Source organism: Maritimibacter alkaliphilus HTCC2654 (genome assembly GCF_000152805.1).
Classification (GTDB): Bacteria; Pseudomonadota; Alphaproteobacteria; order Rhodobacterales; family Rhodobacteraceae; genus Maritimibacter; species Maritimibacter alkaliphilus.
On record NZ_CH902578.1, the window covers coordinates 2,302,132 to 2,316,962 of the forward strand.

Consider the following 14,831-nt stretch of genomic DNA (forward strand, 5'->3'; position numbering starts at 1 on the left):
TTGCGGGTCTAGCGATACGGCGATTGCCGGCGCATGCGGATGGGCCGGTAGATGCGGTCGCGGAAACGGTTCTTGAAGGTCGTGAAATCGGGGATCGGACGGCCGGGCGGAGGCCCGAGGTCGAGCGGCGCGCCATGCGGGTTCGTCAGATCGTCGTCCGAATAGCCGAAGGCACGGGCCACTTGGATCACCACCGGGTCGAGCGTCAGGCGATAGTCGGGATCGGTCCGCCAGCGGTCCTGCGTGCGGTCGGTGATCGAAGATCCCATGTCCGGGGTCGTCGCGATTCCGATGTGGTCGCAGACGCTGGCAAAAGATGCCTGCGGATCGGCGATGATGTCTTCGTGGCGGATCAGCATCAGCCGCTCGGGCGGCAGCATCTGGCGGAGCGCCAGCAGGTTGCGATGGATTTCGGCCCAACCGAACTGGCGATCATAGGGCGCGGTGCCGAACAGTTTCTGTGATGAATGTTGAACGGCGAGCGGGTTGCGCACGAGGCCGACGAGGCGCACGTCGAACGTCGTTTCTTCCATCCAGTTCAGAAGGAGCGACACCGCCGCCCAGTTCGCCAGCACCTGCGGTGACTTCTCGAAGAAGACAGGCGCTGCGAACCGGGAGCAAAGCGCCTCCCACCCGTCGCGGATCAGGGCGTGGTCGTCGGCAGGCGGCACGAAGTCCGGGATGTTGCCGCGCACGGTGTCGATCATGTAGGTGCGCGCGTTCCGTGCGCCGCCATAGCCGGGATAGGGAACGCCGCCCGAGAACAGCCGCGCGGGTTGACCCGTCATCACGGCGGCCTTCAGCCAGTGGTGGCTTTCGAGATAGGTGTGCGACGTGTAATCGAGCCCCCGCACATCGGGATGCGCGATCAGTTCGCTTTGAAAGATCGTGGAGCCCGACCGTTTGTCCGACAACAGGATCACCACGGTCGGGCGTGACGCAGACGTGGGCCGCTCAGGCATGGCTTTCCTCGGGCAGGGGCGTGTCGTCGCGCACCGACGGGGCCTCGTCGCGCAGGGCGACATTCGCCGGTTTCGACAGCGAAGCCATCAGATCGGGGTTACGCAGGGCCGAAAGCAGCCCGAGCACGAAAATGAACATGTAGACGCCGCGCACATTCTCGCCGAAGGCCGGGGAAAAGGCCGCCACCGGGAACATCGGAAGATATGCGAGATACAGCGCCCGTGGCCAGTCCCGCGCGAGCGGGGCCAATCGGGCGGCGTTTCGTCGATGCACGTTCGCATAGTTGAACGCGGATATGAGCAGGAAGACGAACAGGAACGTGCTCAGCATCCCGTGGGCGAAATACCCCTGCCCGATCAGCGAGTGGTTGTTCTCGAACCGCCCCATCTCGAAATCGTCCTGCCGGTTCGACGTCGACCCGGCCCCGACGATGAAGAACTGCGGATAGTCCAGCACGTGTTCGAAGGGCGTCACGAACGACAGGAACCGACGGGATTCGCGTTCATCGGTGAAGGGGTCGTTGAACGTCGCCGTGAACCGATTCACGTATCGGTCGAAGAAGAACAGCGACGATCCGACCCCGACGAAGATCACCAGCCCGACCGAGATCAGGACGGGCCTGAGCATGATCGAACGAAGCTGCCAGAACGGAAAGATCAAAAGCGCGCCGAGGATCAGGACGAGTTCCGACAGGGCCTGCCTGGAATAGGCCATGACGATTCCCATCGGAGACAGGAAGATGCCGACGGTGGTCACGAAGGACCAGAACGCCGAAAGGTGGAAGCGTTTCGTCTTGAGATAGCTCACCATGGGCCAGGCGACCGCGACGAAGGTCGCGCTCAGAATGGACACGCCGACAAGGCTCTTTCCGCGCACGCCATAATCGCCGTAACGGATCGAATAACGGTTCGCCGAGTTGGCCGGGTCGAGCTGCGGGATCGAAAAGATCGCGATGGCGATGGGCCGGGTCTGCGGCAGAGAACTCATGATGATCATCGAGGCGGTGACGAGCAGCCCGAGCGACAGCGCCTTGAGCACGAGTTCGACGTCCTTGGCCGTGCGCACGAACTGCGGAATGGCGAAGACCATCCCGAAGGCGAGGAAGAACTCGATCGCGGTGTAGATGCCGAAAAGCGCCGACCCGCCGTAGACGACGACCGACACTTCGCTCAATACGATCAGCGCGGTGATGATCGCGATCAGGCCCCGGAACGGATAGCGGGCGACGGGGTTGTGGCGCGCCATGATGTAGCCGCGCAGGATGATATATGCCGCCACCCCGTCGATGATGTAGATCGGGATCGGGCCGAGCTTCACGTTCAGGCGCGGCATGGCGAAGAGGATGAAGGTGAAGACCGCCATGACGGCGATGCCCCGTGTGCGCTCGACCGTCATGCCGCGACCCTTTCGGGCAAGTCCCGCCACATGGCGAGATAGTCGCGGGCCATGCCCACCTTGTCATAGCCCTTGGCCGCCTCGAACCCGGCCAGACCCAGTTGGGACCGTTGCGCGGGCGCGTCGATCAGACGGCCCAGCGCCTGCGCGAAGCCTTGCACATCGTCGGGCGCGATGACCGGGTTTCCGACAGGCGCGACGATATCGCTCAACCCCGGCACGTCCGATGCGACGACCGGCAAGGCCGCGTTCATCGCCTCGACGGCGGCCAGCCCGAACCCTTCCCACAGCGAGGGCAGCAGGAAGATGTCGGCTGACCGCAAAAGCTCCGTCACGTCCGTCACATTGCCCAAAAACGTCACGCGGTCGGCGATCCCGAGTTCGTTCGCCCGCGCTTCCAGCACCGGGCGCAGGGCACCATCACCGGCGACGACATAGTTCCACGGTCGATCCGCGATCAGGTGGAGCGCGGACAGCGCCGTTTCTATGTTCTTCGCGCGCGCCAATCTGGCGACGGTCAGGATCGTGGGCGGGGTCGAGGTGTCCGGCCTTTCCGGCGGGGTCGCGAACCGCAGCGCGGCGCCGTTGCGCACGGTGACCGTTTTGGCGGCAACCTGCGGATGCGCCGTGGTCAGCGCATCACGGGTCTGGGTGCTGATGGCCGCGATCCGGTCGAACTGACTGTAGATCGCACGATCCAGCCTGCGCCACAGCCCGCTGTCGCGACGTTTGTTCCACGTATTGTGTTCCGTCATCGTGCAGGGCGCCGCGATACGACCGGCACGGCGTAGCATCGACAAATGGAGGATGGTGGGAAACAGGTGACCATGAACGACGCTGTCCGGCGTGGCCAAGGGGCCAAGCGCCCGCGCAAGACGGATCGCGGCGCGCGGGTCGCGCGGGTTGGCGATGCCAAGCGACCGGGCATTCTTCAGCCCGTCGGTCGCGCAGGGTTCGAGCGCGATGATATGCGCGTCTGCGCCCAGGTCGAGCAGGTCGGAATGCAACCCACGCGCAAGCCGTTCGGCCCCGCCGCGGTCCAGCCCGAAGCTGTTTATGACCTGAACGACCCGCATCCGTCAGGCCGCCGCCTCGAGCGCCCGAACCTTCCAGCTTTCGAGGTTGCGCCCGGTCAGACGCTCCAACTCGATGATGTCGGGTTCGTAGAAGCGCCGCAGCGCGAGATCGAGATGAGGGGGCAGTTCCTTGCGTTCGAGCGTCTTGGAATAAACGAACGAGCGAACCTGTTCCCGCAGGATGCGCGGCAGAAAGCGCCGCACGGCCTTGAGCGGGCCCTTGCGCGTGGTGAGCGACTTCATCAGCCAACGCGAACGTGGAACGCCGCTGCGTTGCGTGTGAACGGCGACGGGCACGAAACTGTCGTCGACGCCGAGCCACCTGTAGATTTCGACCGCTGTCCTTGCCGCGTGATCCTCGAGATCTTCGAAGAGCACGAAATGCACATGGTCCGCGCCGAATGCCTCGATCCAGGGCTTCACCAGCCGGGCCTGCTGGCCCTTGCCGATCCGCGATTCCGGCGTGAAATCGACGATGCGGCCATCATCCGAAAAGGTGGCGTTCCGGCGCAGAAAACTCTCGAATTCCCCTTCGAAATGGCCTGCCCGCACGCCGCGCATGAATTCCGAGAATAGCCGCTCGGCCGGATTTCGCAGCGACACGATGATCCGGGCGTCCGGTGACGCGGCACGGATCAGCTCCGCCGTTCCTTGCGCGTAGATGTAGTGCGACGATTCCCCGATCCACCGTTCGGTGGTGACGCCGTCGAAAAGGCCCTCGTAAGCCTCGGGTTCGGCATAGGGCCATGCTACACCGGACGTGTCCGTTGCGCCGGTGGCACGAAGCATCTCCGCCCGCCAGTACATCGGCTCCTTCACAGGGGACATGAAGATCTCGGGGTGCTGCGACAGAAGCAGGTTCAGCGTGGTCGAGCCACAGCGCATACCACCGATGAAATAGAGGTTCGGAACGATCTTCATGCCTTGCCTTCCGCCCGTCGCTCGGTCGGGTCAAATCCTTGGGCAGGCAGCCACGCCGAGCGACCCCTGCGATCAACGCTGCCTACATAGCAACGCGACCCCGGAATAGCCAATTGGAATGACCCGGCGATGTGCGGGGGCCCGCGATGGCCGCCACCGGGGCCAGTCGTTTCATCGACCATCGGACAGGATGCCTTCAAGATCGGCGGCGATGCGACGGGTATCGAAGCGTTCTTCGACGATCTTGCGGCCAGCCGCACCCATGGCGCGACGCTTCGCGGTGTTTCCGGCCAGATCGGATAGCGCACGCACCCAGTCGTCGGGAGAACGCAGAAGATGACCCGACACGCCCTCCTCCACGATCTCGGCATGGTTGGCCGCGTCGCTTGCCAGAACCGGAATGCCGGTGGCCATGTATTCCAGTGCCTTGAAGCCGCATTTGTAGTCGTTGAACGGACCCGCGAAGAGCGGGTAGAGCCCGATGTCGAAAGGGGCGACGGCGTCGGAGATCGCGGCGGGTGAGGACCAGTCCACACCGTCGATCACCTCGGCTGTCAGGCCGGGGATGCCATCGAACGCCGTATGCAGGCGCTGCTCGCCATTCGCGCCGACGATCCTGAGCGTCACGGGACGGTCCGCCGCCACCTTGCGCAGCGGTTCGGTCAGGATACCCAGAATGTCATCGGCATAATGCGCGCCGTTTCCGATCCAGCCCAGACAGACGCGCGACGGGTCATGGGTGTCGACGGGTTGCACGACGTAGTTCTCAAGCCGGATGCCGGACGGCACGAAGTGCACGCGGTCCTGCTCTTCCCGCGCGACCCGGACGAGGGCCGATGAACCCGCCAGCACGCCGTGACAGTTGCGCATCATCCATCGCGCCGTGCGTTCGACGCGCGGGTTTCCGACCCGCGAGGGCGCATCGTCGATGTCGAAGAAGACCCGCTTTCCCGCCGCGCGCGCAAGCCTGAGGATCGCGGGGTGATAGCGACTGTAGGATTTCTGAAAGATCACGACGTCGTGGCGCGCGATCCGGGCGGTCAGCCGCAGGTAATCGGCCTTGGAGTTCACATGGGCGTAGGACACCGTATGCCCCAGCTCTTCCAATGCCTCGCCGATCCAATAGCCGCGCACCCGCGAACTCGCCTTGTTTCGGTCCCCTGCCAGATTGAACAGGATCCGCATCTTTCCGTTCGTCATGCCGCGCCTTCGAAATCCTTGGCCTGCGTCACCCTGCGAAACTCTTCGTTCCGCATCGCGTCATCGACCGGAGCATCGACCGAAACCCGGCCACCGCCGAACAGGATCACCCGTTCGGCATGGGTGAGTGTGTCGAGGTGATGTGTCACGGAAATGACTGTCGGGTTCTGTGGCAGGGTGGCGATCGCATTCATCACCTTGGATTGCGTGGCGCGATCAAGGGCCGAAGTCGCCTCGTCCAGCACCACGACCGAGGGTTCGTGATAGAGCGCACGCGCGATGCCGACGCGCTGCCGCTGCCCGCCGGACAGGTTGCCGCCACGCTCCCCTACCCGCGTATTGATACCGTCGGGCAGCGTGGCGATGAAATCGGTCAACTGCGCGCGGTCGAGCGCCATGCGCAGACGCTCGGGATCGTGCTTGGCTTCGGACAGGCCGAGGGCGACGTTCGCTGCAATCGTATCGTCGGTCAGAAAGACGGTCTGGGGCACGTAGCCGATCTGCCCGTTCCAGATCGCCAGAACCGAGTCGAGATCGGCCCCGTCGAGTTTCACCTGCCCGCTGGTGGGCTGGATAAGACCCAGCAGCATCGCGAGAAAGGTGGACTTGCCCGCACCGGTCGGCCCCATGATCGCGACATGCTCGCCCCGCTTGAGCGACACATTGATGTCCGACAGGGCGGCGGCGTCGGTTCCGGGAAAGGTAAAGCCAGCATCTTCGAAGGAAAGCTCGGCGAACCCGTCGGTCGGAGCCTCGATCAGCGAAACGCCCGCATCCTCTTGGGCGCGGTGGTGTTCCAGTTCTTTCAGGTCAGCGGCCAAAGGCGGGAAAGCCGCGCTGAACGAGCTGATCCGGTTCGTCGAATTCGCGACCTTCGTCAGCGTCTGCCTCAACCGGAAGATCGCGACGGCCAGCACGGTCGCCTGCCCGAACGCCGTTTCGATGCTGTCCGCCGTCAGAACGATGAAGCCGATGATGAGAACCAGCGCAACGAGCATCAGTGTTTCCAGAAGCACCGGCACGATCTGCATAACGAAAATGGTCTTGCGGTTCGCCGCGCCGAAATCGCGGGACTTTTGCGCGAAGGCCCGAATGAACCCGTGTCGCGTCCCCATGAGGCGCGCTTCGGTGAGGGCGCCCAGCCCCTCCTGCACGGCCTTCATCATGTCACCCGTCGCATTCCGCGCCTCGCGCCCGGCACGCTGCAATTGTCGGTTCGCGCCTTTGCCGGCGACGAAAAGAGCGGCGGCAAGGGCGCAGATCATACCGACCAGGACCGGCGGAAGGGCGAGGACGATGAACCCCAGAACAGACAGCGCCATCACGAGGTTCAGCGCCAATTGCAGAAGCTGAAGGACGACGCCGTTGGAAATCTGGGACGTGTCCGCGGTGAGGTTACGCTGTAGTTCCGACGTATGTCGCCCGAGGTGCCACAGGTAGGGCGCATATTGGTAAGCCCAGAACAGGCGGTTCGAAAACGATACCTTTTGCAGGCTCACCGCGCGGGCGAGCAGGGCATAGGTTCCGATCCCGATGGCCAGCTTCAACGCGAACAGCAGCATGAGCGCGGCGGAAAACACCACGAGCCGGGTCCGCAAATCCATCCCGGTCACCCACGGTCCGATCGCGCCGGGCAGATCGGGCGTCCGCGACGAAATGAGGCTCATGTAGACCTGAATGCCGTAGAGAGTCGCAAGTTCGACTACTGCGAGCAGCAGCATCGCTCCGAACAGGCCCACGAGGCGCAGACGTTCCCGGCGCGAGAAGATGCGCCACAGACCGATGGCAACGGTTCCCAGCTTCACGTTCGCCTCGGCGGACGGCCGTTCCTCGTCCGGTATCGTCGTCATGCCGGTGACTGCCCCGATATGGCCGCGAGGCTCTGCGCGTCCGCTCGACCCGCAACCGAGCCTTTAGGATAATCCTGCGTCGGCATTCTCGCGCCTCAACCCAAGTCGTTCAGGCCCTGCACTGGACCGACGCCGGTCTAACATGCTGCAGTGCAGGAGGTAAGGCCATACCGGGCACCGGCAAAGGTCAGATCACGAAAAATGTTTTCTTCGCAAAAACAGGTCATTCCTTATGGCCTTTCGCGGATTTGCTGGGCTACATACGCATTGCGCGCCCCGTTTTCGCGGGAATTCAGGCCCGATCGGCACAAAGGCTAATCCAACACATGACGGACACGTCACCCAGCCAGCCAGGCATTCAGGAAGACGAACTGGACCTCATGCGGCTGCTCGGCCTTGTTTGGCGCGGGCGCTGGATCATCCTCGCCTGCGTGGCCGTGGCCATCGTGCTTTCCATGCTCTACGTGCGCAACATCGCGGTGCCGAAGTATGCGTCGACCGCGCGTCTCGTGATTGAAGCCGAGGATCGCAACGTCGTCGACATCGAAGCCGTCGTCAGCGGCATTTCCACGAGCGACACGTCGATCAATACCGAGCTGTCGATCATCACCTCGCGCGGCATGATCGAGAAACTCATCCGTGACCTCGAGCTTTATAAGGATCCCGAGTTCAACGGCGCGCTCTACGAGCCGAACCCCTATTCGATCGCAGGCATCCGAAAACGGATTCTAGCGCTTTTCGGACAGGAAGACGCAGCGGGGCCAGAACAGTCCATCGAGCAGGCCGTCCTGTCCACGATACCCCGCACGACACGCGCGATCCGGGCCGTATCGGTGCAGAAAACGCTGCTGATCGACATAACGGTGACGACCGAAGACCCGCGCAAGTCCACACAGATGGCGAACCGGCTTGCCGCGATCTACGTCCAGTCGCAGGTCGAGACCAAGTTCGACGCGGTCGAATATGCGATCAACTGGCTGACCGAGCGCGTGACCGAACTCGAGGGCGAATTGCGCACGCGCCAGAACGAATTGGACAACGTCCGTTCCGAAGCGGCGCTGGTCGGGATCGAAACGCTCGAGGCGATGACCGTGCGCAGTGTCGAATTGCGCAGCCGCCAGTCGAACCTGACGAACACGATCACGGAAAAGACCGAGCTGATCGAACGGGCACGCGTTCTGATCGAGGCGGGCGATGGCGATGGGCTTGTCGCCCTTTTCGACGACCGAATCCTGAACGAAATCGCAGGCACGGTCGACGACGGCACGCTGATGGAAAACGAGCGTTTCAACGCGCGCATCGACACGCTCGTCGATCAGGAAACGAGTTCGATCCAGCGTCTGACGTCCCAGCGTGACGTGTTCCGCGATTCGCTCAACCGTTTGAACGAGGAAATCTCGCAGCAGACCACGGCCCTGAAACGGGTCGAGGAGCTGACCCGCGATCTTCAAGCGGTTCAGACGCTTTACGAGACGTTCCTGTCGCGGCTCAAGGAAACCTCGCTTCAGATCGGGTTGCAGCAGGCCGACAGCCGCGTCTTGTCGGAAGCGCCGCCCTTTGGCCGTCAGGTCGCACCGCAGGTGCGCCGGACCGTATCGCTCGCCATCGTGTTCGCCTTTCTCGTCGGCGTCGGCATCATCCTTGTCGTGCAATTCACGCAGCGCGGTATCCGCAGTGCCGGTGAACTCGAATCCCTGTCGGGTCAGAACGTGATGGGGCAGATCCCGCTCTCGCCAGTGAAAGACCGCAAGAAACTGCTCGAATACCTGCGCAATAAACCGACCTCCGCCATGTCCGAGGCGGTGCGCAACCTGCGCACCTCGGTCACGCTGACGAACCCGAAGAACCCGCCGAACGTCATCATGATTACCTCGTCCGTGCCGGGCGAGGGCAAGACGACCGTGGCCGCGAGCCTCGCGCTCAACCTCGCGAGCCTCGGCAAGAAGGTTCTGCTGATCGACGGCGACATCCGGCGCAATACGCTGTCGGACTATTTCAAAGGCGTGGACACGGAGAACAAGCCCGGGATCGTGTCCCTGCTCGACGGAGACGTCAGCCTGCAAGAGGCCGTTCTGACGCTTCCCGACACCGGCATCGACGTGCTGATGAGCGAGAAGAGCGTTCAGAACGCCGCCGACATTTTCGCCTCCGAGCCGTTCTCGAACTTCATGAAGACGCTGCGCGAGCATTACGATCACGTCATCATCGACACGCCGCCGGTTCTGGCCGTGCCGGACGCCCGCGTGATCGCCCGCTTCGCCGATGCGGTGCTTTACATCGTCGGTTGGAACAAGACCCACCGAGAGCAGGTCCGCGAAGGGATCAGCGAGCTTCGGTCGCTTGGCGTGACGATTTCCGGCGTTGTCCTGAACCAGATCGACGGGCGCAAGATGTCGCGCTACGGCTATGGCTACGGCGGTTATTCCCGGTACGGCTCCCGCAAGTACGGGCAGGGCTACTACGACAACTGAGGGCGATCACTTCGCCAGTCGTTGCAGGTAGCGACCGTATTCGGTCTTTCGGAAAATCTCGGCCCGCGCCAGCAACCCGGCGCGGTCGATCCAGCCCGCTTCATACGCGATCTCTTCGGGGCAACCCACCTGCTGACCCTGCCGCTCTGACAATGTGCGCACGAAGTTCCCGGCGTCGAGAAGCGAGGCATGAGTTCCGGTGTCGAGCCAGGCATAGCCCCGCCCCATCTGCTGCACCGAAAGCGCCCCGTCTTCGAGGTAGGATTCGAGAAGTGCGGTGATCTCAAGCTCCCCCCGCGCCGAGGGCGTCACATCGCGTGCCCGCGCGGGCGCTGTCGCGTCGAGGAAGTAAAGACCCGTCACGGCAAAGGGCGACGGCGCGACCTCGGGCTTTTCGATGATCTGGCGCACGGTACCATCGGGCGCGAAATCGACTACGCCATACCGTTCGGGGTCGGCCACGCGGTAGCCGAAGACCGTGCCACCCGCGACCTGCGTATCGGCGGCGCGAAGCTGATCGGGCAGGCCATGCCCGAAGAAAATGTTATCCCCCAGCACCATCGCCGAGGGGCAGCCATCAAGGAAGTCCTCGGCGATCAGATAGGCCTGCGCCAGACCATCCGGCGACGGCTGGATTTCATAATGCAACCGCAGGCCCCATTGCGACCCGTCGCCCAGCGTTCGCTGGAACTGCGCCTGATCTTCCGGCGTGGTGATGACGCAGATCTCGCGAATGCCCGTCAGCATCAGCACGGTCAGCGGATAATAGATCATCGGTTTGTCATAGACCGGAAGCAGCTGCTTCGAGACGCCCATCGTGATCGGATACAGCCGCGTGCCGGAGCCGCCTGCGAGGATGATGCCCTTCCGGGTGCTCATGATGCCTTGTCCGTGAGAAAGTTCAGAATATCGGTCAGACCAACGCGCCAATCCGGGCGCACGATATCGAACGCGGCTTCGGTCGCGCGGCAATCGAGCCGTGAGTTGGCCGGGCGTCTGGCCGGGGTGGGGTAGTCCTTGGTGGCAATGTCCTCGACCACGGTGGTGCGGCCGGATTGCCGTAATATCTCACGTGCGAAATCGGCCCAGCTGACGTCCGGCGCGCCCGAGAAGTGGAAAGTGCCGCCTTTCGACGGGTCCGCAACCAGCGCCACGGCCATCGACCAGAGTGCTGCGGCGATGTCGGATGCCGGGGTCGGCCCTCCGATCTGGTCGGCGACGATCGTCAGCCGATCCCGCGTTTCGGACAGCCGGAGCATCGTCTTGACGAAATTGCCGCCGTGCCCGGACACGACCCAAGACGTGCGCAGGATCGCGTGGGGTCCGCCCGCCGCCCGGATCGCGGTTTCCCCGGCCAGTTTCGAGCGCCCATAGGCGTTGAGCGGTCGCGTCGGCGCGTCGACCGCCCAGGGCGCATCGCCTTCCCCGGAAAACACGTAGTCCGTGGAAACATGAAAGAACGGGATGCCCAACGCGGCGCAGGCCCGTGCCATTTCGCCGGGGGCCTCGCCGTTCACGACCGTCGCGAGCGCCTCGTCCTCCTCGGCCCGATCCACGGCGGTATAGGCCGCAGCATTGATGACGACATCCGGCGCGGCGTGGCGGATCGCCTCGGCACACTTTTCGGGGCGCGACAGGTCGGCCCGGTCACGGCCCAGCGCCTCCAACCTCACACCTTTGGGCGTGGTCGCGGCGAGTTCGCGGGCGACCTGCCCGGTCGTGCCGAACACCAACGCCTTCATGATGCCCGACCCAGTCGGCGGCCGACCCCGTCGCGATCCAGAAGCGCCTGCCACCAGTCGCGGTTGTCGAGATACCAGCGCACCGTCTTTTCCAGCCCCTCCTCGACCGTGACCGAGGGGCGCCAGCCCAGCTCGTCCCGGATGCGGGTCGGGTCGATGGCATAGCGGGCATCGTGGCCCGGACGGTCCGCGACGAAGGTGATCTGGTCGCCGTAGCTGCCCTCTTTCGGCGCCATCCGGTCGAGGATCGTGCAAAGCGTGCGCACGAGGTCGAGGTTCGAGCGTTCGTTTTCGCCGCCGATGTTGTAGCTGCGGCCAATCGCGCCCTCTTCGAGAACCAGAAGCAGGGCGTCGGCATGATCCTCGACATAAAGCCAGTCGCGCACGTTCGACCCGTCGCCGTAGATCGGGATCGGCTCGCCCGCCAATGCTTTCAAGATGACAATGGGGATCAGCTTCTCTGGGAAATGATAGGGGCCGTAATTGTTCGAGCAATTCGTGAGAACGACCGGCAGACCATAGGTTTCGTGCCACGCGCGGACGAGGTGATCGGACGAGGCTTTGGACGCCGAATAAGGCGACCGGGGGTCATACGGCGATTCTTCCGTAAACTGCCCCTCGGGGCCAAGCGACCCGAACACCTCGTCCGTCGAGATGTGGTGAAACCGGAACGCCGGGTCGCGCCCCTGCCCGTCCCAATACGATCTGGCCGCTTCGAGCAGATTGAAGGTGCCCATGACATTGGTTTCGATGAAGGTCGCGGGGCCGTCGATGGACCTGTCGACATGGCTTTCGGCGGCCAGATGCATGATCGCGTCCGGGCGGTGGTCGGACAGAACGCGGTCGAGCGCGGGCCTGTCGCGGATATCGACCTGTTCGAAGGCGTATCCCGGCGCATCGGCCACCGAGGCCACGTTGTCGAGACAGGCGGCATAGGTCAGCGCATCGAGGTTCACGACCTCTTGCCCACGTGAAATCGCAAGGCGCACCACGGCGGACCCGATGAAACCAGCGCCGCCCGTGACGAGGATCTTCATGCCGCGCTCCCGATGGTGAACGGATTGTCGAGATCCCTGAGGAATGGGGCCTTGGCGTCTTTGTCGGACAAGACCGGCGCGTCCGTCAGGCCCCAGTCGATCCCGATGTCGGGGTCGTCGAACCGCACGGCGCGGTCGCATTCGGGCGCGTAGTAGTTCGAGCATTTATAGACGACTTCGGTGTCCGGCTCGCGCGTGACGAAGCCGTGGAGGAAGCCGCGCGGGACCAGCAGCTGTTTGCCGTTCTCGGCGCTCAGTTCGACCCCGACCCATTGGCGAAACGTCGGGCTGTCGGCCCGGATGTCCACGGCCACATCGAACAGCCGCCCGCGCCCGCACCGCACCAGCTTGTCCTGCGCGAAAGGCGGAGTCTGCATGTGGAGGCCGCGAAGCGTGCCCGCCGTGGCCGACACCGAATGATTGTCCTGAACGAAGTCGATATCGACGCCGGCCGCCGACAGTTGGCGGCGGTTCCACGTTTCGGCGAAGAAGCCGCGGGCGTCGCCGTATCGCTCCGGCGTGAAGACGAAGACACCGGGTATTCTCGTCTCTTCAACCTTCATTTGCCCCACCCGTCCTTGCGCACCGGGCGCGCCCGGTAAGTATCTTCGACGGCGCGATTGTACGTCGGCTCAATCAAATGTGTAAAATAGCGCCCAAGCATGTCGGGATCATGTCTGCACCGCAACGTGACGCCGGTTCAAGCCTGAATTCCGCGCCGCAGAAACCGGATGCGCGGTCCGGGTCAGATCCCGGGTGGATTGCCGGTGTCGCGATCACCCGGCAGGTCGAGCGGAACGGCACGGCAGATTTCGCGCAGCGCACCGCGCAGCCCTTCTTCGACCGTGGGGTGGTAGAACGGTTTCGACAACAGGTCGCTCGCCGTCATGCCCGCATCGACCGCCCAGGCGATGAGATGGCCAAGGTGATCCGCGCCGGGGCAAAACAGATCGGCCCCGATCAGTCGTCCGTCCGGGGCGGCGGCGTAGAGCTGGGCGAGCCCGACATTGCGCGCTTCGACTTTGGCGCGCCCCTGATCGGTGTAGTCGGCGGTGCCGATCTGCGCGCTGTCGACCGGCCCCTGCCCGATCGAGACGAGCGGCGGATCGGTGAAGGTGATCGTGAACCGGGGGGACCGGGTGGCGTGGGTGAGGTCCGGAAAGGCCGCCGCGTTGCGCCCGGCGACGGCGCCCTCTGTCGATGCCTCGTGCAGGACGGGCCGGTTCGCGTTCGCATCCCCTGCCAAGAATATCGCGCTGTCACCGCACCGGAGCGTTTCCGGGTCGACGTCCGGCAGCCCGTTGTCGTCGAGGTGAAGTCCCGACGCGGACAGGTCGAGCCCGTCGAGCGACGGCAGGCGCCCTGTCGCCACGAGCACACGGTCGAACGTGTCGTCGCCCTCCTCCCAGACAAGGCGAATGCCGCCCGCCAAGGCCTCGGGCTTCACGTCTGCGCCGAGGAAAAGGTCCATGTCCTTCGCGAGTTCCGCCTTCAGCGCGTCGTGGATCGCGTCACATCGGGCCCCGGCGATCGTGTCGCCCTGGTCGAACACGGCCACGCGGACGCCGAGGCGCGCGAAGGCCTGAGCCAGTTCGATGCCGATGGCACCCGCCCCGATCACGGCGAGGCTTTTGGGAAGGTCGGCTTGTTCGAACACCGTCCGGTTGGTCAGCACGCGATCCCCGCCGATGTCGCGAAAGGGCGGCGGGACCATGGGGTGCGATCCGGTGGCGATGACGATGGCATTCGCCGCGACCTTCCGTCCATCGTCGAGCGAAAGCGCGCCCGGTCCGGTGAAGCGCGCCCTTGCCCGGATGCAGGTGCCATTCGGCAGATCGTCGAAACCCGCGCGGGTCGCGGCGGCGAAGGCATCGCGTTCGGCCCGGACCCGCGCCATGACGGCGGCGCCATCCACGGACACCGACGTTGACACACCGAAAAGCCCAGCCGTCCGCGCGTCATGGGCGCGGTGCGCTGCGGCGATGAGCAGTTTGGACGGCATGCATCCCACGGTGGCGCACACCGTTCCGGCGAAATCCGGGTCGATCAGAAGCGTCTTGGCCCCTTGTGCGCGCGCGCTGCGTTCCGCGGCGATTCCTGCCGTTCCCGCCCCGATTACCGCGACGTCGCATGTCAGGTCCGCCATTTCGCCCTTTCTCCCGGTCAGTGTCCGGAG

At 64.2% G+C, this 14,831-nt stretch carries 12 protein-coding genes; 1 reads left to right on the forward strand and 11 read right to left on the reverse strand.

The window, feature by feature from the left end:
* Positions 1-8 precede the first annotated feature (8 nt).
* The 6 genes from RB2654_RS12335 to RB2654_RS12360 all read right to left on the reverse strand — a co-directional run bounded on the left by RB2654_RS12335 (position 9) and on the right by RB2654_RS12360 (position 7,405).
* Positions 9-962, reverse strand: a complete 954-nt coding sequence (locus RB2654_RS12335) for a sulfotransferase family protein (protein WP_040884812.1) — start codon at positions 960-962, stop codon at positions 9-11.
* Positions 955-2,358 carry a hypothetical protein gene (locus RB2654_RS12340; protein ID WP_008331965.1) on the reverse strand — a complete coding sequence of 468 codons (1,404 nt, stop codon included), beginning with the start codon at positions 2,356-2,358 and terminating at the stop codon, positions 955-957. The genes RB2654_RS12335 and RB2654_RS12340 overlap by 8 nt, the downstream gene beginning before the upstream one ends.
* Complete coding sequence (locus RB2654_RS22435; protein WP_008331966.1) at positions 2,355-3,434, reverse strand: glycosyltransferase family 4 protein; 1,080 nt, start codon at positions 3,432-3,434, stop codon at positions 2,355-2,357. Before RB2654_RS22435 ends, RB2654_RS12340 begins: the two co-directional genes overlap by 4 nt.
* A gap of 3 nt (positions 3,435-3,437) precedes the next feature.
* Positions 3,438-4,355: a sulfotransferase family protein gene (locus RB2654_RS12350; protein WP_008331967.1), complete on the reverse strand. Its 918-nt coding sequence runs from the start codon at positions 4,353-4,355 to the stop codon at positions 3,438-3,440.
* Positions 4,356-4,526: 171 nt separating this feature from the next.
* Entirely contained in the window at positions 4,527-5,555 is a 1,029-nt protein-coding gene (locus RB2654_RS12355) for a glycosyltransferase family 4 protein (protein WP_008331970.1), read from the reverse strand.
* A complete protein-coding gene (locus tag RB2654_RS12360) occupies positions 5,552-7,405 on the reverse strand; it encodes an ABC transporter ATP-binding protein (RefSeq protein ID WP_008331972.1) in 1,854 nt (617 codons plus the stop codon). The genes RB2654_RS12355 and RB2654_RS12360 overlap by 4 nt, the downstream gene beginning before the upstream one ends.
* 326 nt (positions 7,406-7,731) lie before the next feature.
* On the opposite strand from RB2654_RS12360, the gene RB2654_RS12365 reads away from it, so the two are divergent.
* Positions 7,732-9,876 (forward strand): polysaccharide biosynthesis tyrosine autokinase, encoded by a 2,145-nt coding sequence (locus RB2654_RS12365; RefSeq protein ID WP_008331974.1) that lies wholly within the window; start codon positions 7,732-7,734, stop codon positions 9,874-9,876.
* A 6-nt stretch (positions 9,877-9,882) separates the two neighbouring features.
* Here RB2654_RS12365 and rfbA read toward each other — a convergent pair whose 3' ends face one another.
* The 5 genes from rfbA to RB2654_RS12390 form a co-directional block, all read right to left on the reverse strand.
* The gene (gene rfbA / locus RB2654_RS12370; protein ID WP_008331976.1) at positions 9,883-10,755 is read right to left on the reverse strand and encodes a glucose-1-phosphate thymidylyltransferase RfbA; all 873 of its coding nucleotides are present in this window, start codon (positions 10,753-10,755) and stop codon (positions 9,883-9,885) included.
* Positions 10,752-11,618 (reverse strand): dTDP-4-dehydrorhamnose reductase, encoded by an 867-nt coding sequence (gene rfbD / locus RB2654_RS12375; protein ID WP_008331977.1) that lies wholly within the window; start codon positions 11,616-11,618, stop codon positions 10,752-10,754. The genes rfbA and rfbD overlap by 4 nt, the downstream gene beginning before the upstream one ends.
* The gene (gene rfbB / locus RB2654_RS12380; RefSeq protein ID WP_008331979.1) at positions 11,615-12,655 is read right to left on the reverse strand and encodes a dTDP-glucose 4,6-dehydratase; all 1,041 of its coding nucleotides are present in this window, start codon (positions 12,653-12,655) and stop codon (positions 11,615-11,617) included. Before rfbB ends, rfbD begins: the two co-directional genes overlap by 4 nt.
* Complete coding sequence (rfbC, locus tag RB2654_RS12385) at positions 12,652-13,218, reverse strand: dTDP-4-dehydrorhamnose 3,5-epimerase (protein WP_008331981.1); 567 nt, start codon at positions 13,216-13,218, stop codon at positions 12,652-12,654. Before rfbC ends, rfbB begins: the two co-directional genes overlap by 4 nt.
* 182 nt (positions 13,219-13,400) lie before the next feature.
* Positions 13,401-14,801, reverse strand: a complete 1,401-nt coding sequence (locus RB2654_RS12390; RefSeq protein WP_008331983.1) for a dihydrolipoyl dehydrogenase — start codon at positions 14,799-14,801, stop codon at positions 13,401-13,403.
* Positions 14,802-14,831 lie beyond the last annotated feature (30 nt).

Bases quoted from the DNA above. Each gene is read 5' to 3' on its own strand.
- RB2654_RS12335 (WP_040884812.1), bottom strand. From the start codon at position 962: ATGCCTGAGCGGCCCACGTCTGCGTCACGCCCGACCGTGGTGATCCTG.
- RB2654_RS12340 (WP_008331965.1), bottom strand. From the start codon at position 2,358: ATGACGGTCGAGCGCACACGGGGCATCGCCGTCATGGCGGTCTTCACC.
- RB2654_RS22435 (WP_008331966.1), bottom strand. From the start codon at position 3,434: ATGCGGGTCGTTCAGGTCATAAACAGCTTCGGGCTGGACCGCGGCGGG.
- RB2654_RS12350 (WP_008331967.1), bottom strand. From the start codon at position 4,355: ATGAAGATCGTTCCGAACCTCTATTTCATCGGTGGTATGCGCTGTGGC.
- RB2654_RS12355 (WP_008331970.1), bottom strand. From the start codon at position 5,555: ATGACGAACGGAAAGATGCGGATCCTGTTCAATCTGGCAGGGGACCGA.
- RB2654_RS12360 (WP_008331972.1), bottom strand. From the start codon at position 7,405: ATGACGACGATACCGGACGAGGAACGGCCGTCCGCCGAGGCGAACGTG.
- RB2654_RS12365 (WP_008331974.1), top strand. From the start codon at position 7,732: ATGACGGACACGTCACCCAGCCAGCCAGGCATTCAGGAAGACGAACTG.
- rfbA (WP_008331976.1), bottom strand. From the start codon at position 10,755: ATGAGCACCCGGAAGGGCATCATCCTCGCAGGCGGCTCCGGCACGCGG.
- rfbD (WP_008331977.1), bottom strand. From the start codon at position 11,618: ATGAAGGCGTTGGTGTTCGGCACGACCGGGCAGGTCGCCCGCGAACTC.
- rfbB (WP_008331979.1), bottom strand. From the start codon at position 12,655: ATGAAGATCCTCGTCACGGGCGGCGCTGGTTTCATCGGGTCCGCCGTG.
- rfbC (WP_008331981.1), bottom strand. From the start codon at position 13,218: ATGAAGGTTGAAGAGACGAGAATACCCGGTGTCTTCGTCTTCACGCCG.
- RB2654_RS12390 (WP_008331983.1), bottom strand. From the start codon at position 14,801: ATGGCGGACCTGACATGCGACGTCGCGGTAATCGGGGCGGGAACGGCA.